At 70.8% G+C, this 21,302-nt stretch carries 20 protein-coding genes; 15 read left to right on the top strand and 5 right to left on the bottom strand.

Annotated elements, in window-relative coordinates; all coding sequences use genetic code 11:
- Window positions 1-27: 27 nt before the first annotated feature.
- The 6 genes from mihF to CFP71_RS11990 all read left to right on the top strand — a co-directional run bounded on the left by mihF (window position 28) and on the right by CFP71_RS11990 (window position 6,317).
- Window positions 28-345, top strand: a complete 318-nt coding sequence (gene mihF / locus CFP71_RS12015; RefSeq protein ID WP_003096398.1) for an integration host factor, actinobacterial type — start codon at window positions 28-30, stop codon at window positions 343-345.
- Complete coding sequence (gene gmk, locus CFP71_RS12010) at window positions 342-971, top strand: guanylate kinase (RefSeq protein ID WP_093933924.1); 630 nt, start codon at window positions 342-344, stop codon at window positions 969-971. The genes mihF and gmk overlap by 4 nt, the downstream gene beginning before the upstream one ends.
- Window positions 972-995: 24 nt before the next feature.
- Window positions 996-1,265 carry a DNA-directed RNA polymerase subunit omega gene (rpoZ, locus tag CFP71_RS12005; protein ID WP_005152353.1) on the top strand — a complete coding sequence of 90 codons (270 nt, stop codon included), beginning with the start codon at window positions 996-998 and terminating at the stop codon, window positions 1,263-1,265.
- Between the two features lie 162 nt (window positions 1,266-1,427).
- Complete coding sequence (gene coaBC / locus CFP71_RS12000) at window positions 1,428-2,648, top strand: bifunctional phosphopantothenoylcysteine decarboxylase/phosphopantothenate--cysteine ligase CoaBC (RefSeq protein ID WP_093933923.1); 1,221 nt, start codon at window positions 1,428-1,430, stop codon at window positions 2,646-2,648.
- 96 nt (window positions 2,649-2,744) lie between these two features.
- Window positions 2,745-3,947, top strand: coding sequence for a methionine adenosyltransferase (metK, locus tag CFP71_RS11995; protein WP_167406090.1), 1,203 nt, complete (start codon window positions 2,745-2,747; stop codon window positions 3,945-3,947).
- Between the two features lie 273 nt (window positions 3,948-4,220).
- Window positions 4,221-6,317, top strand: a complete 2,097-nt coding sequence (locus CFP71_RS11990) for a primosomal protein N' (protein WP_093933922.1) — start codon at window positions 4,221-4,223, stop codon at window positions 6,315-6,317.
- Between the two features lie 72 nt (window positions 6,318-6,389).
- On the opposite strand, the gene CFP71_RS11985 is transcribed toward CFP71_RS11990, so the two are convergent.
- Window positions 6,390-7,778 carry a pyroglutamyl-peptidase I gene (locus CFP71_RS11985; RefSeq protein WP_167406088.1) on the bottom strand — a complete coding sequence of 463 codons (1,389 nt, stop codon included), beginning with the start codon at window positions 7,776-7,778 and terminating at the stop codon, window positions 6,390-6,392.
- Between the two features lie 97 nt (window positions 7,779-7,875).
- Between CFP71_RS11985 and ggt the strand changes: the two genes are divergently transcribed.
- From ggt to CFP71_RS11965, 4 genes are all read left to right on the top strand, one after another.
- A complete protein-coding gene (gene ggt / locus CFP71_RS11980) occupies window positions 7,876-9,687 on the top strand; it encodes a gamma-glutamyltransferase (protein WP_093933920.1) in 1,812 nt (603 codons plus the stop codon).
- A gap of 242 nt (window positions 9,688-9,929) precedes the next feature.
- On the top strand, window positions 9,930-10,856 hold the full coding sequence (gene fmt, locus CFP71_RS11975; RefSeq protein WP_093933919.1) for a methionyl-tRNA formyltransferase: 927 nt from the start codon (window positions 9,930-9,932) through the stop codon (window positions 10,854-10,856).
- On the top strand, window positions 10,853-12,289 hold the full coding sequence (locus CFP71_RS11970; RefSeq protein WP_093933918.1) for an RsmB/NOP family class I SAM-dependent RNA methyltransferase: 1,437 nt from the start codon (window positions 10,853-10,855) through the stop codon (window positions 12,287-12,289). The genes fmt and CFP71_RS11970 overlap by 4 nt, the downstream gene beginning before the upstream one ends.
- A complete protein-coding gene (locus CFP71_RS11965; protein WP_093933917.1) occupies window positions 12,286-12,792 on the top strand; it encodes a flavoprotein in 507 nt (168 codons plus the stop codon). Before CFP71_RS11970 ends, CFP71_RS11965 begins: the two co-directional genes overlap by 4 nt.
- Here CFP71_RS11965 and CFP71_RS11960 read toward each other — a convergent pair.
- From CFP71_RS11960 to CFP71_RS11945, 4 genes are all read right to left on the bottom strand, one after another.
- A complete protein-coding gene (locus CFP71_RS11960) occupies window positions 12,789-13,904 on the bottom strand; it encodes a serine hydrolase domain-containing protein (RefSeq protein ID WP_093933916.1) in 1,116 nt (371 codons plus the stop codon). The genes CFP71_RS11965 and CFP71_RS11960 overlap by 4 nt on opposite strands.
- Window positions 13,905-13,992: 88 nt before the next feature.
- Entirely contained in the window at window positions 13,993-15,378 is a 1,386-nt protein-coding gene (gene phoA, locus CFP71_RS11955; RefSeq protein WP_093933915.1) for an alkaline phosphatase, read from the bottom strand.
- A 107-nt stretch (window positions 15,379-15,485) separates the two neighbouring features.
- Window positions 15,486-16,145 (bottom strand): response regulator transcription factor, encoded by a 660-nt coding sequence (locus CFP71_RS11950; RefSeq protein ID WP_093933914.1) that lies wholly within the window; start codon window positions 16,143-16,145, stop codon window positions 15,486-15,488.
- Window positions 16,142-17,377, bottom strand: a complete 1,236-nt coding sequence (locus tag CFP71_RS11945) for a sensor histidine kinase (protein WP_093933913.1) — start codon at window positions 17,375-17,377, stop codon at window positions 16,142-16,144. Before CFP71_RS11945 ends, CFP71_RS11950 begins: the two co-directional genes overlap by 4 nt.
- Window positions 17,378-17,532: 155 nt before the next feature.
- Here CFP71_RS11945 and rpe point away from each other — a divergent pair, with 155 nt between their 5' ends.
- From rpe to CFP71_RS11920, 5 genes are all read left to right on the top strand, one after another.
- Window positions 17,533-18,201: a ribulose-phosphate 3-epimerase gene (gene rpe, locus CFP71_RS11940; RefSeq protein ID WP_093933912.1), complete on the top strand. Its 669-nt coding sequence runs from the start codon at window positions 17,533-17,535 to the stop codon at window positions 18,199-18,201.
- 114 nt (window positions 18,202-18,315) lie between these two features.
- Window positions 18,316-18,939, top strand: coding sequence for a riboflavin synthase (locus CFP71_RS11935; RefSeq protein WP_005152328.1), 624 nt, complete (start codon window positions 18,316-18,318; stop codon window positions 18,937-18,939).
- A gap of 53 nt (window positions 18,940-18,992) precedes the next feature.
- A complete protein-coding gene (locus CFP71_RS11930) occupies window positions 18,993-20,267 on the top strand; it encodes a bifunctional 3,4-dihydroxy-2-butanone-4-phosphate synthase/GTP cyclohydrolase II (RefSeq protein ID WP_208635937.1) in 1,275 nt (424 codons plus the stop codon).
- Window positions 20,264-20,770, top strand: coding sequence for a 6,7-dimethyl-8-ribityllumazine synthase (ribH, locus tag CFP71_RS11925; RefSeq protein ID WP_093933910.1), 507 nt, complete (start codon window positions 20,264-20,266; stop codon window positions 20,768-20,770). The genes CFP71_RS11930 and ribH overlap by 4 nt, the downstream gene beginning before the upstream one ends.
- Before the next feature lie 17 nt (window positions 20,771-20,787).
- On the top strand, window positions 20,788-21,231 hold the full coding sequence (locus tag CFP71_RS11920) for a PH domain-containing protein (protein ID WP_093933935.1): 444 nt from the start codon (window positions 20,788-20,790) through the stop codon (window positions 21,229-21,231).
- Window positions 21,232-21,302 lie beyond the last annotated feature (71 nt).

Raw genomic sequence — 21,302 nt, 5'->3', positions numbered from 1 at the left:
CAGATTTGAGAACTACCGGAGGAAAACGTGGCACTTCCCCAGCTGACAGAGGAACAGCGCGCTGCGGCGCTGGAGAAGGCCGCCGCCGCCCGCCGCATCCGTGCTGAGCTGAAGGAGCGGCTGAAGCGGGGCGGTACCACTCTGGTCGACGTGTTGAAGCAGGCCGAGGAGAACGAAGTCCTCGGCAAGATGAAGGTCTCGGCTCTGCTCGAGGCTCTTCCGGGTGTCGGCAAGGTCCGCGCCCAGCAGACCATGGAACGACTGGAGATCGCACCCAGCCGTCGTCTTCGCGGCCTCGGCGACCGGCAGCGCAAGGCGCTGCTGGCCGAATTCAGCGGCGAGTGAGCGGCATCGGTCAGGACCACCCGGTGAACCCGGGCGCTGACCGCGGCGGTGAGCCGGTGGCGGGAGTCGAATCCCGGCACCGGCTCACGGTCGTCTCGGGGCCTTCGGGAGTCGGGAAGTCGAGCGTGGCGAAGGAGCTGCGCAAGCTGGATCCGGAGATCTATTTCAGCGTCTCGGTGACCACCAGGAAGCCGAGGCCGGGTGAGGTGGACGGCGAGCACTACCACTTCGTCGACCGCGCCGAGTTCGACCGCATGGTCACCGACGGCGAACTGCTCGAACACGCCGAGTTCACCGGCAACTGCTACGGCACCCCGCGCGAGCCCGTCGACCGGGCTTTGGCGGCCGGGCGCAACGCGATCCTGGAGATCGAACTCCAGGGCGCGCGGCAGGTCCGCAAGGCGATGCCGGAGGCGCGGCTGGTGATGCTGATGCCGCCGTCGTGGGACGAACTGGTCGGCAGGCTGACCGGCCGCGGCACCGAGAACGAAGCCGCGGTGAAGGCCAGGCTGGCCGAGGCCGAGCGCGAACTCGCCGCCGCCGGGGAGTTCGACGAGCGCGTCGTCAACGCCGACGTGCGAGAGGCCGCCGAGCAGTTGCTAAACTTGATAACCGGCGATCATTAGACCCGAAGATTCGGAGCACCACGAGTGACGACTCAGGCCACGCTGCACGAAGAGCTCGAAGGCATCACCAACCCGCCCATCGACGACCTCCTCGAGAAGGTCAGCTCGAAGTACGCGCTGGTGATCTACTCGGCCAAGCGCGCTCGCCAGATCAACGACTACTACGCCCAGCTGGGCGAGGGCCTGCTGGAGTACGTCGGCCCGCTGGTCGAGCCGGGCCCGCGCGAGAAGCCGCTGTCCATCGCCCTGCGCGAGATCCACGGCGGTCTGCTCGAGCACACCGAGGGCGAGTAAAACTCAATGGCCACGGCGGCCGTCAAGGTAACCACTGGGCGCGGCATGGCCGAAGGCCCCGCTATCGGGATGGCAGGGCTTTGATCAGCGTGAGCGAGGCGGTTGAAGTGAGATGCCCTGGCAGCCCGATCGCGGTCCCGCGCAAAGCCGCCGAGAACACCGTTGAATAAACCTCGCGTTGTCCTGGGCGTAGGTGGCGGGATCGCCGCCTACAAGGTCTGTGAGGTCCTGCGCGGACTGACCGAGACCGGTCACGACGTCCGCGTGGTCCCCACCGAAGCCGCGCTGAACTTCGTCGGCGCGGCCACCTTCGAGGCACTGTCCGGGAACCCGGTCCACACCGGCGTGTTCACCGAAGTGCCCGAGGTCCAGCACGTCCGCGTCGGCAAGGAAGCCGACCTGGTGATCGTCGTGCCCGCCACGGCGAACCTCCTCGCCAAGGCCGCGCACGGCATCGCGGACGACCTGCTGACGAACACCCTGCTCACCGCCCGGTGCCCGGTCGCCTTCTTCCCGGCGATGCACACCGAGATGTGGGAACACCCGGCCACCCGCGACAACGTGGCGCTGCTGCGCTCGCGCGGGCTGGTCGTCGCCGAACCCGCCGCCGGCAGGCTCACCGGCAAGGACACCGGCAAGGGACGGCTCGCCGATCCGGCCGAGATCGTCGACCTCGCCCGGCTCCTGCTCGCCGTGCCGAACGCCCTCCCACGCGACCTCGAAGGCGTGCGCGTGGCGATCTCGGCGGGCGGTACCCGTGAGCCGCTGGACCCGGTCCGCTATCTGGGCAACCGCTCGTCGGGCAAGCAGGGCTACGCGCTGGCCCGGGTCGCCGCCCAGCGCGGCGCGGAGGTCACTCTGGTCGCCGCGCACACCATCGCGCTGCCGGAGCCCGCGGGCGCGAAGGTCGTCCACGTGTCGACCGCCGAGGAGATGCGCCAGGCGATGCACGCCGAGGCCGCCTCCGCCGACATCCTGGTGATGGCCGCCGCCGTCGCCGACTTCCGGCCGTCGAACCGGGCCGATCACAAGATCAAGAAGTCCGACGACACGCCGGATCCCGTGGTCGAGCTCGCGCGGAACGCGGACATCCTGGCCGAACTGGTGCGGAACCGGACGAACGGCCAGCTGATCGTGGGATTCGCCGCCGAAACCGGGGACGACAAGGGTGGCGTGCTCGATCACGCCCGGGTCAAACTGAAGCGCAAGGGCGCGGACCTGCTGGTGGTGAACGCCGTCGGCGAAGGGAAAGCGTTCGGGACCGAGGACAACTCGGGCTGGCTGCTCGGAGCGGACGGGACCGAGATCCCGATTCCACTGGGCGCCAAGGCCGAACTGGCGTCCACATTGTGGGACGCTGTTGTGACCTTGATGAAGCGTTGAGAGTCCCCACAGCGATAGTCAGTAGGCTTGAGCACAAGCTGAGGGGTGCCTAACTTACTGGGCATCAGACGTCTAGGTGAGGGAGTGACGGCCACCGTGACCGCGTCCACGAGCAGACTGTTCACATCGGAATCGGTGACTGAGGGTCATCCTGACAAAATTTGCGACGCCATCAGCGACTCGATCCTGGACGGCCTGCTGGCCAAGGACCCGCGCAGCCGGGTGGCGGTCGAAACCCTCATCACCACCGGCCAGGTGCATGTCGCCGGTGAGGTGACCACCGAGGCCTACGCGGACATCCCGACCATCGTCCGCGACGTGATCCTGAAGATCGGCTACGACTCGTCGGCCAAGGGTTTCGACGGCAACTCGTGCGGCGTCAACGTCGCGATCGGCTCGCAGTCGCCGGACATCGCGCAGGGTGTCGACACCGCGTACGAGTCCCGCGTCGAGTCCGACGAGGACGAGATCAACCGCCAGGGCGCCGGCGACCAGGGCCTCATGTTCGGCTACGCCTGCTCGGACACCCCCGAGCTGATGCCGCTGCCGATCGCGCTGGCGCACCGGCTCTCGCAGCGGCTGACCCGGGTCCGCAAGGACGGCGTGCTGCCGTACCTGCGCCCGGACGGCAAGACCCAGGTCACCATCGAGTACGCCGGTGACCAGCCGGTGCGGCTCGACACGGTGGTCGTGTCCACCCAGCACGCGGACGGCATCGACCTGGAGCAGATGCTCGGTGTCGACGTCCGCGAGCACGTGGTCGCCCCGGAGATCGCCGAGCTCGGCCTCGACACCTCCAACGTGCGGCTGCTGGTCAACCCGACCGGCCGGTTCGTCATCGGCGGACCGATGGGTGACGCGGGCCTGACCGGCCGCAAGATCATCGTCGACACCTACGGCGGCATGGCCCGTCACGGTGGCGGCGCGTTCTCGGGCAAGGATCCCTCCAAGGTGGACCGCTCGGCCGCGTACGCGATGCGCTGGGTGGCGAAGAACGTCATCGCCGCCGGGCTCGCCGCGCGCGCCGAGGTCCAGGTGGCGTACGCGATCGGCAAGGCGGCCCCGGTGGGCCTCTTCGTCGAGACCTTCGGCACCGAGACGGTCGACCCGACGAAGATCCAGGCCGCCATCACGGAGGTCTTCGACCTGCGTCCGGCCGCGATCATCCGCGACCTCGACCTGCTCCGCCCGATCTACGCGCCGACGTCCGCGTACGGCCACTTCGGCCGTCCCGAGCTGGGTCTCCCTTGGGAGAGCACTGCCCGTGCGGCGGACCTGAAGTCGGCCGCGGGCGCCTGATCCGCTCGCTCCGTGAAGGCCTCCTTTCCTACCTTGAGGGTAGGGAAGGAGGCCTTCACTACGTCCCGGGTCTGACGTGGTGCGTGCCGTGACTCGCGTGATCAGGGACCGCACTCGCGTGCTTGGAGGCGTAACTCGAGTGTGCGGCCTCCACGCACGCGAGTTCCGCCTCCAAGCACGCGAGATCCGTCTCCGAGCACGCGAGTTCCGTGTTCGACCACCCTGGGCCACGCGGTACGGCCAGCGGCGACGGAGTCTGGTAGAGATCACCGGGTGAGCAGCAGTCCCGAACCGACCCCGCTGTGGGACCTTCCGGAGCCTCCGCCGAAGGCCGAGCCCGCGCGGAAGGCCAAGCCATCGCGCGCGAAGAGCGCTAGCCGTCGCGGCGCGCAGAATCCCGCGCCCGAGAACCCGGTCGCGCGGATCGTCGTGGACATCCCGCTCACGCATCTCGACCGCACCTTCGACTACCGGATCCCCGAGAAGCTGCACGAGACCGCCGTACCCGGCTGCCGGGTGCGGGTCCGGTTCGCGGGGCAGCTCGTCGACGGGTATCTCGTCGAACGCGCCGACACCACGGAATTCACCGGGAAGCTCGCGTACATCGACAGGGTGACCTCCAGCGAGCCTGTCCTGCCTCCTGCGCTGCACGCGCTCTGCCGGTCCGTCGCGGACCGGTACGGCGGCACGCTCAGCGACGTCCTGCGCCTCGCGATCCCGTCCCGGCACGCGAAGGCCGAGGGCGAGCCACCCGCCGAGCCCGCGCCGACACCGGAGGCCCCCGAGACCACGCTTTGGGACAAGTACCAGAGTGGTCCGGCGTTCCTGGAGGCCGTCGCGGAACGGCGTCCGGCTAACGCGGTCTGGCAGGCGTTGCCGGGGGAGGACTGGCCGCGCCGCCTGGCCGAAGCCGCCGCCGTCGCGGCCGCCGCCGGGCGCGGTGTCGTCATGGTCGTCCCCGACCATCGTGACCTGACGCGGCTGCACGACGCGTGCGTTTCCTTGCTGGGCGCCGATTCCGTGGTCGCGCTGATCGCCGGACTGGGCCCCGCCGAGCGGTACCGCCGCTGGCTCGCGGTGCTGCGCGGCGCGGTGCGCGTCGTCGTCGGCACGCGCGCGGCGATGTTCGCGCCGGTCGCCGATCCCGGCCTGTTCGTGGTGTGGGACGACGGCGACGACGTCCACCTCGATCAGCACGCGCCGTATCCGCACGTCCGCGACGTGCTGATGGACCGCGCGCACGCCGCGAAGGGGTCCATGCTCGTCGCCGGTTTCGCGCGGACGGCCGAGGCGCAGTTCCTGGTGGAATCGGGCTGGGCGCAGCCTCTCGTGGCGGCTCGTCCCGAACTGCGGGCCGCCGCGCCGCGGGTCACACCGGTCGGCGAGGACTTCGACGTCGCCCGGGACGAAGCGGCGAAGGCGGCCCGGCTGCCGTCGGTCGCCTTCGAGGCGGCGCGGCAGTCTCTGGCGGGCGGATTTCCCGTCCTGGTGCAGGTTCCGCGCCGCGGCTACGTCCCGGGACTCGCTTGCGGCAACTGCCGGACGTCGGCGCACTGCCGTCGTTGCGCGGGTCCGCTTTCCTTGCCCGGTGGGTTGATCGACGGCGCGCCGAGGCCGCCAGCGTGCCGGTGGTGCGGGGTCCCCGAGACGAACTTCCATTGCGCCGCTTGCGGTTCCGTCCGGCTGCGGGCGGTCGTCGTCGGCTCGAAGCGCACGGCGGAGGAACTGGGCCGCGCGTTCTCCGGATTCCCGGTGCGGACCTCGGGCGCGACGGAGGTTTTGGCTTCGGTGCCCGGAAAACCGGCGCTGGTGGTGTGCACGCCGGGAGCCGAGCCGGTCGCGGAAGGCGGTTACGGCGCGGCGCTGCTGCTGGACGGCTGGGCGCTGCTGGGGCGGCAGGACCTGAGGGCGGGGGAGGAGACCCTGCGCCGGTGGATGGCGGCGGCGGCCTTGGTACGGCCGGGGACCGAAGGCGGTCGCGTGTTCGTCGGCGCGGAAGCGGGTCTCTCGGTGGTGCAGGCGCTGGTCCGGTGGGATCCGGGCTGGCACGCGAGCCTGGAACTGGCGGAGCGGCGCGAACTCGGCTTCCCGCCCGCGATGCGGATGGCGAGTATCGAAGGCACCCCGGACGCGGTCGCGGGGCTGCTCGACGACCTCCAGCTGCCGGAGACCGGCGAGGTGCTGGGCCCGGTGCCGCTCGGCGAGGTCGACGAGGACGGCAACGCCGAACGGGAACGGGCCCTGGTGAGGGTCGCGCGCCCGGACGGGAAGGCGCTCGCCGCCGAGGTCCACGCCGCCGCCGGCCGCCGGGACGCGCGCAAGGCGTCCGAACCCATCCGGATCCAGCTGGACCCCTTGGAGCTCATCTAGGACTCGCGTTTCGTCCTCTGGATGCGGTAGTTCAGCGTCGAACTACCGCATCCAGAGGACTAATTGCGTGGGTCAGAGGGTGGTGCCGAGGGTGGCGAGGACGTCGGCGCGGGCCGAAGCATCCGAAGCGCCCGGAGCGTGCGTAGCGGGCTTCGAGGCGGAGCCGCCCAGAGCGGCGGTCAGCAGCGTGACGATCTGCGACGAGATCGCCGCCCGCCGCGCTTCGAAATCGGCGTCGGTCAGGGCCGAAGGATCGGTGGGCGTGCCGAGGACGGGCGTGTGCAGGTGCCCGCCCGCGATCCCGGTCAGCCCGAGCCCGGTCCGCAGCCGGTTGCTTCGGTACATGGACTCATTGCTGAGATAGTTGCCGCCGCCGCCGGAAGCGGCGATCTCACCGGGCTTCGGCGCGTCCGTCCGGCACACCGCGGTCCCCGTCCCCGGTTTCGAGCTGTCCGGCCAGACACAGAACGCCTGGTTGTACTGCACGTCGTACGCCCCGGCGGGCGCGGCGAGCATCTTTTCGTACGGCAGCGTGGTTTCGATGAACTGGACGTCCGGCTGCGGCCACCCGGCGGCGGGCGGGACCTGGCCGCGAACCGCCTCGTCGAGGTTGTCCGGCGAACCGCCGCGCCAGGCACCGGCCCACCGCTCGATGTCGAACCGCCCGGGACGGCCCTGGCTGATCGTCATGATCAGCTCCGGACGGCGGAGGCGGTCCTTGAACGCCTGACCATAGGCCGCCTCGACGATGCCCGCGTCGAAGTAGCTCCACACCACCGGGAACGACACGGCCTGCACCTGCGCGGGCCCGGTCGGGGTCTGGACGACCTTGCCGTCCAGATGCAGCGCGGCCGCGCCGGACGGGTTCCCGATGCGGACACCCGCGCCGTTGAGGGTGAACGGGTCGAACCCGCTCACCAGCACCCGGCGCAGCTTCGGACCGGCAGGGAAGCGGGAGTCGTCGAGCCCGCGGGCGCCGACGTCGAACGTCTTCAGCAGGCCGGCGCGGGCGGGCGCGGACAGCGGGAAACGCGGCGTCCACTGGCGCAGCGCCTTGCTCATCTGGAGGCGCGCCCAGTAGAGCGGCCGGTCGTCGGCCTTGTCGATGCTGCCGAGATCGGGACGACGGCCCTGCGCGCGGTCGACCGCGGTCCGCCAAAGCCCGTCACCGGCCGTCTCGGCGAGTTTCTCGGCGCGCAAAGCGGTCTTCGTCGAGCAGAGGCGCGTGGTGAACTCGGCGACGAGCTTGTCGAAACCGGCGAGCCGGACCAGTTCCGGGCCGACCGCCGGGCCGCCGGAAGGCATGGTCGCGGTGAGCCGCTTCTCTTCGACGGTGATCGCCGCGGAGTCGTCGAAGCAGGCACGCGCGCCTTCGGCCTGGGCGACGCCGGGGACCGCGAGGACGGGGAGAGCGATGAGCAGCGGGAGGAGCGCGCCCCACCGCCTGCCGGGAGTCTTCATGGACCGCATTCTGCTCACGCGGGCACGGCCGCACCACCGACGATCGCAGGTCTGGACGGGTCTTGTCCGAGGTGGACAGGCGGGGCAGACTCGCGCCATGGCCGCGCACAGAAGCACTCTGGGACGCATCACCGCAGTGACCGCGATCGCCGCCCTGGCCGCCACCGCGGCGCCGGGCACCGCGGCGGCGGCACCACCGACGCCCAAATCCCCGGTCGCCGTCGGTTACCTGGGCGCGGTGTCGAGCATCGACGCGGACGCGACCGCGATCGGCACCAAGATCCTGCGCGAGGGCGGCAACGCCGTGGACGCCGCCGTCGCGACGGCCGCCGCGCTGGGCGTCACCGATCCGTTCTCCGCCGGGGTCGGCGGTGGCGGCTTCTTCGTCTACTACGACGCGCGCACCGGCAAGGTACACACACTGGACGGCCGCGAGACCGCGCCGTCGTCGGCGGACGAAAACCTCTTCGTCGAGAACGGCAAGGCGATCCCGTTCGCCGAGGCCGTCACCAGCGGACTGAGCGTCGGCGTGCCCGGCACACCCGCCACCTGGCAGGAAGCCCTGCGCAAATGGGGGACCAAGTCGCTGGCGAGGGCGATCAAGCCCGCCGAAGACCTCGCCCGCAAGGGTTTCACCGTCGACCAGACCTTCGCCACCCAGATTTCGAACAACGCCGCCCGCTTTGCCGCGTTCCCGTCGACCCGGTCGCTGTACCTGCCCGCCGGGGCACCACCAGCGGTCGGCACGACGTTCAAGAACCCGGACCTCGCCGGGACGTACGCGCAACTGGCCGCGAAGGGCACCGACGTGCTCTACCGCGGCCCGATCGGCGCGGACGTCGTGAACACCGTCCGGAAGCCACCGGTCGACCCCGCGTCGACGCTGAAGGTCCGCCCGGGCGACCTGACGGCGGCCGACCTCGCCAAGTACCGCGTCGTCGAGCGGAAGCCCACGAAGACCGAGTACCGCGGCCTCGACGTCTACGGGATGCCCGCGCCGTCCTCCGGCGGGCTGACCGTCGGCGAGGCGCTGAACATCATCGAGAACACGAAGCTTTCCAAGCTGCAGAAGGCCGACTACCTGCACTACTTCCTGGAGTCGACCCGGTACGCCTTCGCCGACCGCAACCGGTGGATCGGCGACCCGGCCTTCGTCGACGTCCCGGCGAAGGAACTCATCAGCCAGAAGTTCGCCGACAGCCGCGCGTGCCTGATCGACCCCGCGAAGGCCGGGACGAGCCCGGTCGCGCCCGCCGATCCGCGTAAGCCGTCGCCGTGCGTGGCGGGGACGAACCCCGCGCCGACGCCGTACGAGGGCGAGAACACCACGCACCTCACGGTCGCCGACCGGTGGGGCAACGTCGTCGCGTACACGCTGACCATCGAGCAGGAGGGCGGGAGCGGCATCGTCGTGCCGGGCCGCGGGTTCCTGCTCAACAACGAGCTGACCGACTTCTCCTTCACCCCGGTGACGCCCGGCGTGCCCGACCCGAACCTGCCGGGCCCGGCCAAGCGGCCGCGGTCGTCGATGGCGCCGACCATCGTGCTCGACCACGGCAAGCCGTTGCTCGCCGTCGGGTCACCGGGAGGCGCGTCGATCATCACCACCGTGCTCCAGGTCCTGACCGGCCGCATCGACCGCGGCCTGAAGCTGGTCGACGCGATCGCCGAACCGCGCGCCTCGCAGCGCAACTCGGCGGCCGCGCAGGTCGAGCAGGCGTTCCTCGACCAGACCGACGTGCTCGCGATCCTGAAAGCCAAGGGACAGGGCTTCTCGACGGCGCCCGCGGAGATCGGGGCGGCGACCGGCGTCGAACGACTGCGGGACGGCCGATGGCTCGCCGCGGCCGAGCCGACCCGGCGGGGCGGCGGCTCGGCGGCCGTCGTGCTGCCCTGGCCACGCCCGTAGAACCGACCCGAAGGTGACCGGCAGTACGTCTCCTGGGAGCGCGTCAGCGCGACAGGAGACTTCACCGTCGCGCGCCTCTTTCGGCCGAAGGCCACGGAAACATTTCGCAGGGCGCCCTCTGCGCCCGCGTGACGTGATAGCGGTGCCGCGCCCTGCGAAATGTTTCCGTCAGCGCGCGACATAGACTGAGCGGCGATGTTCGCCCAGTCAGAGGTACCCGTCCCCCCGGTGGAGGTGCGTTGATGCGCCTGGTCTTCGCCGGTACCCCAGAACCCGCCGTCCCGTCGCTGCGCGCGCTCCTCGCGTCCGAAGAGCACGAGGTCGTGGCCGTGGTCACCCGCCCGGACGCGCAGGCGGGCCGCGGCCGCCGGGTCGTCCGGTCCCCGATCGGCGCGCTGGCCGACGAGCACGGGATCGAGGTGCTGACCCCGCCGAAGGCGAGCGACCCCGCGTTCCTCGCCCGGCTCGCGGAGATCGCCCCGGACGCGTGCCCGGTGGTCGCGTACGGGGCGTTGCTGCCCCAGGCCGCGTTGGACATCCCGGTGCACGGCTGGGTCAACCTGCATTTCTCGCTGCTGCCCGCGTGGCGCGGCGCCGCCCCGGTCCAGGCCGCGATCCGCGCCGGGGACGAGATCACCGGGGCCTCGACGTTCCGGATCGTCAAGGAACTCGACGCGGGCCCGGTCTACGGCGTGATCACCGAGCAGATCGGCGCCGGCGACACCGCCGGGGAGCTGCTCGGCAGGCTGGCGGAGTCCGGGGCGAAGCTGCTCGTGTCCACGATGGACGGGATCGCCGACGGCACGCTGCGCGCGGTCGAGCAGACCGGTGACGGCGTGAGCTACGCGCCCAAGGTGACCGTCGAGGACGCTCGCGTCTCGTTCGCCGACCCGGCCACCGCGGTCGACAGGCTGATCCGCGCGGTCAGCCCGGAGCCGGGCGCGTGGGCGGAGTTCCGGGGCGAACGGCTGAAGCTCGGCCCGGTGACGGTCGTCGACGAGCCGGGGCCCCCGCCCGGTGAACTGGTCGTGGAACGCAAGCGGGTACTGGTCGGCACGGCGTCGAAACCGGTGCGGCTGGGCGAAGTGCAGGCGCAGGGGAAGAAGCGGATGGCGGCCACCGACTGGGCGCGCGGTACGAGGATCGAACAAGGAGAGCGCCTGCAGTGAACGAGCGTAGGGAACGTCGGCCGTCGAGGCCGCAGCGAGGCCGTCCGGCCCCGCGCAAGGAAGGGCCCAGCCGCCCGCCGCAGATCGACCCGGCCCGGCAGGTCGCCTTCGACGTCCTGCGCGCGGTGCGGGAAGACGACGCGTACGCGAACCTGGTGCTGCCGCAGCTGCTGCGCAACCGCCGGATCTCCGGCCGCGACGCCGCGCTGGCCACCGAACTGACCTACGGCACCTGCCGCGCGGTCGGCATGCTGGACGCCGTCATCGCGGCCTGCCTGGACCGTCCGCTGGAGAAGGTCGACGCCATCGTGCTGGACGGCCTGCGGCTCGGCGCGTACCAGCTGCTGCGCACCCGCATTCCCCAGCACGCCGCCGTCGGGTCCACTGTGGACCTCGTCCGTGCCGAAGTCGGTTCCTGGATCGCGGGTTTCGTGAACGCCGTGCTGCGCTCGGTGTCCGAAAAGGACGAAGAGACCTGGCTGAACGAGCTGGCCCCCGACGAGGCCGCCGACCCGATCGGCGCCTACGCGCTGCGGACGGCGCACCCGCGCTGGGTCGCGCGTTCGTTCGCGGAAGCCTTGGGGGACAAGGGAGCCGACCTGAAGGCGGCCCTGGAGGCCGACGACGACCGCCCCGACGTGCACCTGGTCGCCCGCCCCGGTGAGATCAGCGCCGACGAACTGGCCGCCATCACCGGCGGCGACGTCGCCCCGTACTCGCCCTATGGCGTCCGGCTGCCCGCGGGCTCCGGTGACCCCGGCGACATCGAGCCGATCAAGGAGAAACTGGCCGCGGTCCAGGACGAGGGCAGCCAGCTGTGCGCGGTCGCCGTCACGAAGGTCCCGCTCACCGGCTCCGACGAGCGCTGGCTCGACCTGTGCGCCGGTCCGGGCGGCAAGGCCGCGCTGCTGGGCGCGCTGGCGTCGATCAGCGGCGCGACCGTGGACGCCGTCGAGAAGGCGCCGCATCGCGCGAAGCTGATCGAGAACGCCGTCCAGGGGCTTCCGGTGACCGTCCACGTCGCGGACGGCCGCGAAACCAGCCTCGAACCGGGCTACGACCGCGTCCTGGTCGACGCGCCGTGCAGCGGCCTCGGTTCGCTGCGCCGACGGCCGGAAGCGCGCTGGCGCCGCCAGCCCGGCGACATCTCGGACCTGACGAAGCTCCAGGGCCAGCTGATCACCGCGGCGCTGGACCTGGTGCGCCCCGGCGGAATCGTCACCTACGTCGTCTGCTCGCCGCACCTGGCCGAGACCGAAGGCGTCGTGGGGGAGACCGCGCGCCGCGCGAAAGCCGAGATCGTCGACGCGCGGGAGTTCTTCCCCGGCGTCCCGCAGCTCGGCAACGGCCCGTACGTCCAGCTGTGGCCGCACCGGCACGGTACGGACGCGATGTTCTGCGCCGTCCTGCGGAAGCCGGACTCCGCCGGGTGAGGCGGGTCCTCGGCCTGGTCGCGAGCTCGTGCGGCGGACTGGACACCCGGTTCGCCGCGCAGCTCGCGAAACCGGCCGCGGACCGCGGCTGGGAACTCGCGATCACGCTCACCCCCACCGCGGCCCGCTGGCTGGAGAAGACCGGCGGGATCGGTGACCTCGAAGCGTGCACCGGGCTGCCGGTCCGCAGCACTTCCCGGCTGCCCGGCGAACCCCGGCCGCATCCGGATCCCGCGGTGTTCCTGTTCGCGCCCGCGTCCGCGAACTCCGTGGCGAAACTGGCCTTGGGCATCGCCGACAATCAGGCGCTGACCCTGCTCGGTGACGTCCTCGGCACGCCGGGGATCACCATCGTGCTGGGCTACCAGATCCAGGACACGCGGGTGCACCATCCGGCGTGGCAGCGGCACCTCGACACGCTCGCCTCGGCGGGTGTCACCACCGCGCGGCTCACCCCCGACGCGTCCTGGACCTCCGTGCTGGACTTGCTCCCGGCGGCTTAGCGGGCGCAGAACGCCGTGTCGACGGCGGTGGCGAGATGTGCCGACGCCCCGTCCGGCAGCGGGTCCATGTTGGCCACGACGTTCACCCGCTTCCCGTACGGGACGGCGCCCGAGATGTTCGAGAACCCGACGAGGTTCCCGCCGTGGCCCCAGAACCTTCCCCCGCAGGACAGCGGTACGGACGCGATCCCGAGCCCGTATTCCGCACCGGGGATGCCCAGCCCCGCCGGAACGGTCCGCTGCATCTCCGCCTGTTGCGCCCGAGGCAGGAGACGGCCGTCGACGAGCGCCCCGTAGAAGCGGTTCAGGTCCTCACCGGTCGAGATGAGCCCACCGGAAGCACCTGCCGCGGACGGGTCCAGTTCGGTGTAGTCGACGAGACCGGGCGCGTAACCCCTGGCGTGCGGCAGCGGCAGGCTTTCGTCGCCTCGCAGCGGCAGGTAGGTGTCGCGCAGCCCGAGCGGCCTGGCGATCCTGTTCCGGATCTCGGTGGCGACGGAACGGCCGGTGAGCTTCTCGATGAGTATCCCGGCGATGACGTAGTTCGTGTTGGAGTACGCCCACTTCGCGCCCGGTGCGAAGTCCGGCGGATGCGCGAGACCGACCGCCAGCAGCTCTCCGGGTTCGGCGCCGCGATGCCGCCACTCGTCGATGTCGAGATCGCGGACGTAGTTGTAGAGGCCGCTGGTGTGCTGGAGCAGCTGCCGGACGGTGATCTTGGTGCCGTCGTTGCCGTTCCCGCGCACGAGGCCCGGCAGGTACCGGTCGATCGGAGTGTCCAGCCGGACCTTTCCTTCGGCGACCAGTTGCAGCACCACGACGGCGACGAAGGTCTTGGTGACACTGGCCGCCCGGAACTTCGAACCGTGCGGGAACGGCGCCCGAGTCTCGATGTTCCCGACGCCTTCGCGTTCCGACCACGTCCGCCCGGACGCGCTCGTCACCGTCGCCTGCGCGCCAGGGGCCCCGTCCTGTACCAGCGTTTTCAGCGCTTTGTCGACCTCGTCGTGCGGTCTGGTCACGGCGAGCGCCGGAGCGGCCGTAGTGGTGGCCAGTAGTGCGATCAGCGAGCCGACGGCGATGATTTTCTTACCTGGCAAGGTTTTTCGCATGGATCAAAGCTAGGGACGCCGCCGGGAAGCGGCCATGGGGCAGGCCCCCACCCCTCACAGGGGGCCTGCCCCACCTTCACGAAACCGGTCAGCGCAGGCGAAGAGCGCGCTTCAGGGTGTCGAAGAGGTCGGTCTGGTTGGTCAGGCCGACGACGTTCGCCGCCTGCGGCCCGTAGCCCGCGACGCGGATCTGCGTGCCGGTGTGGTCCTGCGACGAGCCGGGCATGCCGGTGCCGTAGTTGATGGTCATGTTCGCGCCCTCGTTGGTGATCAGGGTCGCGGTCTGGCCGGGGCTGACGGTGCCGTTGCCGATGATCTGGCTGGTGTGGCCGTGGTCGCCGGTGACGATCACCAGGGTGTCGGGGTTGCCGCGCGCGAACGCGAGCCCGGCGGCGATGGCCTGGTCGAAGTCGATCGTCTCACCGATCTGGCCGCACGGGTCGGCGGCGTGGTCCTGCTTGTCGATGCTCGCGCCCTCGACCTGGAGGAAGAAACCCTTGTCCTTGCGGCGGTCGTCGAGCAGCGAGATCGCCTTGCGGGTCTGGTCGGCCAGCTTCGGCTGGGTCTTGGGCAGCGCCGGGTTGGGCGTGCAGCGGGTCGGCGGGGTACCGCCGAGCTTCGCGGCCGGACCGGTCCAGTTGACCGGCAGGTTGCCGGCGGCGAACAGGCCGAGCAGCGGCTTGCCGGGCTTGGCCGCGTCGAGGTCGGCCGCGGTGTTCACCACCTGGTAGCCGGCGGACTTCGCCTGGTCCAGCACGGTCTTGCCGGCGAACTTCCCGGCCTTGACCTGCTGGTCGAAGTACTTCGCGCCGCCGCCGAGCAGGACGTCCGGCTTGGTCTGGACCAGCTGCTCGGCGATGGAACCGGCGCCGCCGTTCTCCTTGGCGTTGACCGCGCACTTCTTGCTGGTCTCGTCGGGGCCCTTGCAGTCGCGGTTGACGACGTGCGAGCCGAGCACCGCGGGGGTGGCGTCCTGGACCTCGGCCGTGGTGACGTCACCGGTGCGCAGACCCGAACGCTTGGCGATCTCGAGGATCGACGGGACGGCGTTGCCGTACGGGTCGACGGAGATCGCGCCGTTGTAGGTCTTCACGCCGGTGGCCCACCCGGTGCCGGAGGCGGCCGAGTCGGTCACGTAATCGGGCTTCGAAGGGTTGTTCTTCTCGACCGCGTACGTGGTGTAGTCGCCGGTGAGCGGGAGGCCGTCCATCGCGAGCCGTCCGGCCGCGCCGCGTTCGTAGTTGCGCGCCGACGTGATCTCGGACTGGCCCATGCCGTCGCCGATGAACAGGATGACGTTGCGGGCGTGGCCGCCCTTGATCGCGGCGCGCACGTCCTGGGTGCGGTCACCCTGCGCGGACGCGAGGCGGGCGTCGTCGCCGGCGGCGAGCGCGGCGGGCGCCAGCGCGATCAGCGTGACGCCGAGCGCCCCGCCCGCGAGCCATTTGCGCCGTCCTGTGAACAGCGAAGCCATCGAAGATCTCCTTGGGATACCAGGGGAATGGGGCAGTCCCATTAGTCACCGCGCATGTGTGCGGCCGGGGATTTCCGGATGAACGCGAGTGGAACAACGGCCGTCCGCTAGCGCAGGCTGTGACCCGGAGCGACGACGCCGGTCTCGTAAGCGAACACCACCGCCTGGCTGCGGTTGGCCGCGCCCAGTTTCCCGAAGATGTTGCCCACATGGGTTTTGACGGTTTCGAGGCTGATGACCAGATCGGCCGCTATGTCCACATTGGACATCCCGGTGGCGATGAGCCGCAGCACCTCGGTCTCCCGTTTCGTCAGGGAAGACGGCCGGGGCGCCAGGCCGGACGGCGCCGGGCGCGCGGTGACCATCCGCCGGATGGCGTCGGGGAACAGCAGCGTTTCCCCGGCGGCGATGGTCCGGATGGCGTGCGCGAACTCCTCCTTGCGCGCCCGCTTCAGCAGGAAACCGCTCGCCCCGGCCAACAGCGCGTCGTAGACGTAGTCGTCGTTGTCGAACGTCGTGATCACGAGGACCTTCGGCGGCTCGGGGATCTCCGCCAGCACCCGCCGGGTCGCCTCGATCCCGTCCATCCCCGGCATCCGGACGTCCATCAGGACCACGTCGGGATTCACCCGCCGCACCAGGCCGACCACCTCGCCGCCGTCGCCCGCCTCGCCGACCACGGACAGGTCGGGCTGGTTGTCCAGCAGCGAGCGCAATCCGGCGCGCAGCAACGGTTCGTCGTCGACGATCAGGACACGCAAGGTCATGAGCGCGACCGTAGCGGGATCGTGGTCACCAGCCGCCACAGCGGTTCCCCGTCGATCGCGGGCCCCGCGACGAGCTCGCCGCGCAGCGCCTCGACGCGTTCGGTGAGCCCCGGCAGCCCGTTGCCGCCGCGGCCGGAAGCGACCGCGTGCTCCACGAGCGGGTTCACGATCTCGATCCGCAGCGCGTCGGCGAGCACCGCGACCCGCACGGTCACCGGGCCGGGATGGGCGTGCCGCAACGCGTTCGTCAGTCCTTCTTGGACGATCCGGTACGCCTCGCGGGAAAGCGTCGCGGGCAGTTCGGCGGCGGGCCCGGTCAGTTCGTAGTCGATCACCGCGCCGCCCGCGCGGGCCCGTTCGGCCAGCGTCCCGGCTTCCAGGAGCCGCCGTTCGGGCTCGCGGGACGACCGGTCCTCCCGCAACAGGCCGAGGACGTGGTCGAGGTCTTCGAGCGCCGCCCGGGACGACTCCTCGATGGTGCCCAGTGTCCGGCGCACCAGCTGCGGCTCCGAATCGACCAGTTCGGCGGCCGCGGCGGCCTGGATGGTCGACGTCGTCAGCGTGTGACCGATGGAGTCGTGCAGCTCACGGGCCAGCCGGTTGCGCTGCTCGAAGTGGTTCGCCCTGACCTCCGCCGCGGCGAGGCGTTCGGCGGCCGACGGGCCCAGCAGCGAGAGCGCGCTGTGCTGGAAGAGCTTGGTGAAACCGGCGAGGACATAGGCGACGACGACGAGGGTGACCAGCGCGACCGGCACCGTCCACAGCCCGGCGGCGCCGGATTCGACCCGCACCCGTTCCCCGAAGACCTCGATGGGAGTACCGCCGCCACCCAGCCAGATCACAGCGAACACGCAGCCGAGCATCAGGAAGCAGCCGAGCCCGAACAGGATCCAGCCGAGACCGGTGTGCACGAGCAGCCAAGCCGCCGAGCGCCAGCGTTCCGCCCAGGCGATCTTCGCGTGCGGTGGCGGCTGCGCGATCCGGGTGCCCAGCATCTGGTTGGAGAACCAGATGCTCACCCGCCGCATCGGACCCGGCAGTCCGGCGAGCCCGACCAGCACGGCCATCGCGAGCATGCCGTAGACGAGTTTCGCCTTCGCGTCGCCGGGAATGAGGACGGCGGGGATGAGCGCGATCGGGAACGGCACCGCCGTCGCCGCCATGCCGAGGAGACCGAACGGCACGCTGCGGTAGCTGCCGATCCGGACCAGTGTTCCGAGGGGGTTGACCATGACGGGAACGCTATTCGCCCGCCGCGTGCGCGCACCTCCCACTGCGGTGCCATTTCGCGTCATACTCCAGACCGGGACGCCGGTCACGCCGGTCACAGCCGGTTAGCGGGCGTTAGCGGCGTCCTCCTACACTCGGGCGCGTGGCTCACCGACCTTTGATCGCCCCCAGCATCCTTTCCGCGGACTTCGCCCGGCTCGGCGACGAGATCCGCGCCGTCGCCGGTGCGGGGGACACCCGCGCGGACTGGGTCCACGTCGACGTCATGGACGCGCACTTCGTGCCGAACCTGACCCTCGGGCTGCCGGTCGTGCAGTCGCTGCTCAAGGCCACCGACGTGCCGATCGACTGCCACCTGATGATCGAGAACCCGGACAAATGGGCCATCGGGTACGCCGAGGCGGGCGCCTACAACGTCACCGTGCACGTCGAGGCCGCGCACGACCCGGTCATGCTGGCGAAGAACCTCCGCGCCGCCGGCGCGAAGGCCGGTCTGTCGATCAAGCCGAACACGCCGATCGAGGACCACCTCGACACTCTCAAGCACTACGACACGCTGCTGGTGATGTCGGTCGAGCCCGGCTTCGGCGGCCAGTCGTTCATCGAGGGTGTCCTCGACAAGGTGCGCACCGCGCGGCGCCTGGTCGACACCGGTCACCTGAAGCTCGTCGTCGAGATCGACGGCGGGATCAACGCCGACACCATCGAGCGGGCCGCCGAGGCCGGGGTGGACTGCTTCGTCGCCGGTTCCGCCGTCTATGGCGCCGAAGACCCTGGTAAGGCCGTCGCGGCGCTGCGCGAGCAGGCCGCCCGCGCCCGCGGCTGATCCCGGCTCTTGATCCACCCGTCGGGTCAGGCGAAGGAATCGGCCCCGATGGGTGTTGGATAAGAGGAGCACCGTTTTCCAGCGACGGTGCGACCCACGAGGAGGGCAGCAGGAGTGTTCACCGGCATTGTCGAGGAACTCGGCGAGGTCACCGCGGTCGAGCAGGTCCCCAACGCCGCGCGGCTGACCGTGCGGGGGCCGCTGGTGACCAGCGACGCCGGGCACGGCGACTCCATCGCGGTGAGTGGCGTGTGCCTCACCGTGGTCGCGGTGGCGGGCGGTGAGTTTACCGTCGATGTCGTGCACGAGACCCTGCAGCGCTCCAGCCTCGCGAAGGTGAACGTCGGCGACGTCGTCAACCTGGAACGCGCGACGCCGGCCGGCGGCAGGCTCGGCGGGCACATCATGCAGGGCCATGTCGACGGCACCGGCGTCTTCCTGAAGCGGGACGAGCAGGGACTCACCTCGTTCGCCCTGCCTCCGAAGCTGGCCAGATACGTGGTCGAGAAGGGGTCGATCGCGGTCGACGGCGTCTCCCTCACGGTCGCTTCGGTGACCGACGAGGAGTTCTCCGTCGCCTTGATCCCGACCACTCTCGAGCTGACCACCCTCGGCCGGAACACCCCGGGTGACCTGGTGAATCTCGAGGTCGACGTGGTCGCCAAGTACGTCGAGAAGCTGGCCATGCCGCACCTGCGCACGCAGGGGGACAATGGCGGTACGGAGGAGCGGGCGTGAGCGAGACGAGTGCGATTCCGGGGTCGGCCGACCTGACCCCCTGTGGAAGCGGGGTGGCCGTGAACACCGACTCCATCGAGGCGGCGATCGCCGACATCAAGGCGGGCCGTCCGGTCGTCGTGGTGGACGACGAGGACCGCGAGAACGAGGGCGACCTGATCTTCGCGGCGGAGAAGGCCACGCCCGAACTGATGGCCTTCATGGTGCGCTACACCTCGGGTTACGTCTGCGTGGCGCTGACCGAGGCCGAGGCGGACAGGCTCGACCTGCCGCCGATGTACCACACGAACCAGGACCAGCGCGGCACCGCGTACAGCGTCACGGTCGACGCCGCCGAGGGCATCACCACCGGCATCTCCGCGGCCGACCGGTCGCACACCGTCCGCCTGCTCGCCGACCCGGCGTCCAAGGCGTCGGACTTCCGGCGCCCCGGCCACGTGGTCCCGCTGCGCGCCAAGCAGGGCGGCGTCCTGCGGCGTCCCGGGCACACCGAAGCCTCCGTCGACCTGGCCCGCCTGGCCGGGCTCTCGCCGTCGGGCGTGCTCTGCGAGATCGTGTCGCAGAAGGACGAGGGCGACATGGCCCGCCGCGACGAGCTCGAGGTCTTCGCCGCGGACCACGACCTCAAGATGATCACCATCGCCGATCTGATCGCGTACCGGCGGCGCACCGAGAAGCAGGTCGAGCGGGTCGCCGAGGCGCGCATCCCGCTGTCCGCGGGCACGTTCCGCGCGGTCGGTTACGACAGCCTGCTCGACGGCATCGAGCACATCGCGTTCGTCTACGGCGAGATCGCCGACGGCGAGGACATCCTGGTCCGCGTGCACTCCGAATGCCTCACCGGCGACGTCTTCGGCTCGCTGCGCTGCGACTGCGGTCCGCAGCTGGAGGCGGCCCTGGAAGCGGTGGCCAAGGAAGGCCGCGGCGTCGTGCTGTACATCCGCGGCCACGAGGGCCGCGGCATCGGCCTGCTGCACAAACTGCAGGCCTACCAGCTGCAGGACGCCGGCGCGGACACCGTCGACGCGAACCTGCAGCTCGGCGTGCCCGCCGACGCGCGGGACTACGGCACGGGCGCGCAGATCCTCTGCGACCTCGGCGTCCGCTCGATGCGGCTGCTGACGAACAACCCGGCCAAGCGCGTCGGGCTGGAGGGCTACGGCCTGCGGGTCACCGGCCGGGTGTCGCTGCCGATCTCGCCGAACCCGGAGAACCTGCGCTACCTCAAGACCAAACGGGACCGGATGGGGCACGACCTGTCCCAGCTGGAGCATTTCGACCAGGTCGGCGCCGAGGTCGACCAGGGCAACGGAGGGGGCACGCGGTGAGCGGCGAGGGCCGTCCGGACGTCGAACTCGACCTGTCCGACTGTAAGAACATCCGGCTCGGAATCGTGGCCACGCGCTGGCACACGAAGATCACCGGCGCCCTGCTGGAACGCGCCCTCGAGGCGGCCAAGGTGGCAGACCTGGAGGAAGAGCCGACGGTCGTGCGCGTCGCGGGCGCCGTCGAGCTGCCCGTCGCCGCGCAGGCGCTGGCCCGCACGCACGACGCGGTCGTCGCGCTGGGCGTGGTCATCCGGGGCGGGACGCCGCACTTCGAGTACGTCTGCGACGCGGTCACCGCGGGCCTGACCAGGGTGGCGCTCGACGAGAGCACCCCGGTCGGCAACGGCGTGCTCACCTGCGACACCGAGGAGCAGGCCCTCGACCGGTCCGGCCTGCCCGGCTCCGTCGAGGACAAGGGCTACGAAGCGACCGTCGCGGCGCTGGACGCCGCGCACGCGCTGCGGAACCTGCGCCAGCCGTGGACCGAGCGGGGCTTCGTGTGAGCGTCGAGGCGGATGTGATGACAGAGTCCGAGGTCGTGGTGGTGCGGCCCCGCCGTGCCCTGGTGATGTGCTCGGTGCTGGCGGTGATCCTGCTGGCGACGTTCGTGGTCGTCGCGGTCCTGCTGCGCGGCTCGGACACCGGCGTGATCTTCCAGCCGTCCGACCAGGCGGCGATGATCGGCATCGGGATCCTGCTCGCCGCGGGCACGATGCTGTTCGCGACCGCGCGCGTGAAGGCCGACGCCGATGGCATCGAGGTCCGGAACGTGCTGATGACCAAGAAGTTCGCGTGGAGCGAGGTGCTCTCGGTGAGCTTCCCCGACGGGGCTTCGTGGGCGCGGCTGGAGCTGCCGGACGACGAGTACTACTCGGTCATGGCCGTGCAGGCGGTGGACCGGGACCGCGCGGTGGCCGCGGTGCGCGCGCTGCGGCGGCTGCACAAGGCGGCTTGGAACGGCTGACGCTCCTTCGCGCCCTTTCGCGTGTCATGAACGGCCCGTTACTTGCAAAATTTGCAAGTAACGGGCCGTTC

Source organism: Amycolatopsis thailandensis (assembly GCF_002234405.1).
Classification (GTDB): Bacteria; Actinomycetota; Actinomycetes; order Mycobacteriales; family Pseudonocardiaceae; genus Amycolatopsis; species Amycolatopsis thailandensis.
This window is presented reverse-complemented; position numbering and strand designations above follow the sequence as displayed.

Coding starts and splice junctions, on each gene's coding strand:
- CFP71_RS11985 (WP_167406088.1), bottom strand. CDS start 7,778: ATGAAGACTCCCGGCAGGCGGTGGGGCGCGCTCCTCCCGCTGCTCATC.
- ggt (WP_093933920.1), top strand. CDS start 7,876: ATGGCCGCGCACAGAAGCACTCTGGGACGCATCACCGCAGTGACCGCG.
- fmt (WP_093933919.1), top strand. CDS start 9,930: ATGCGCCTGGTCTTCGCCGGTACCCCAGAACCCGCCGTCCCGTCGCTG.
- CFP71_RS11960 (WP_093933916.1), bottom strand. CDS start 13,904: ATGCGAAAAACCTTGCCAGGTAAGAAAATCATCGCCGTCGGCTCGCTG.
- phoA (WP_093933915.1), bottom strand. CDS start 15,378: ATGGCTTCGCTGTTCACAGGACGGCGCAAATGGCTCGCGGGCGGGGCG.
- CFP71_RS11950 (WP_093933914.1), bottom strand. CDS start 16,145: ATGACCTTGCGTGTCCTGATCGTCGACGACGAACCGTTGCTGCGCGCC.
- CFP71_RS11945 (WP_093933913.1), bottom strand. CDS start 17,377: ATGGTCAACCCCCTCGGAACACTGGTCCGGATCGGCAGCTACCGCAGC.
- CFP71_RS11920 (WP_093933935.1), top strand. CDS start 20,788: ATGACAGAGTCCGAGGTCGTGGTGGTGCGGCCCCGCCGTGCCCTGGTG.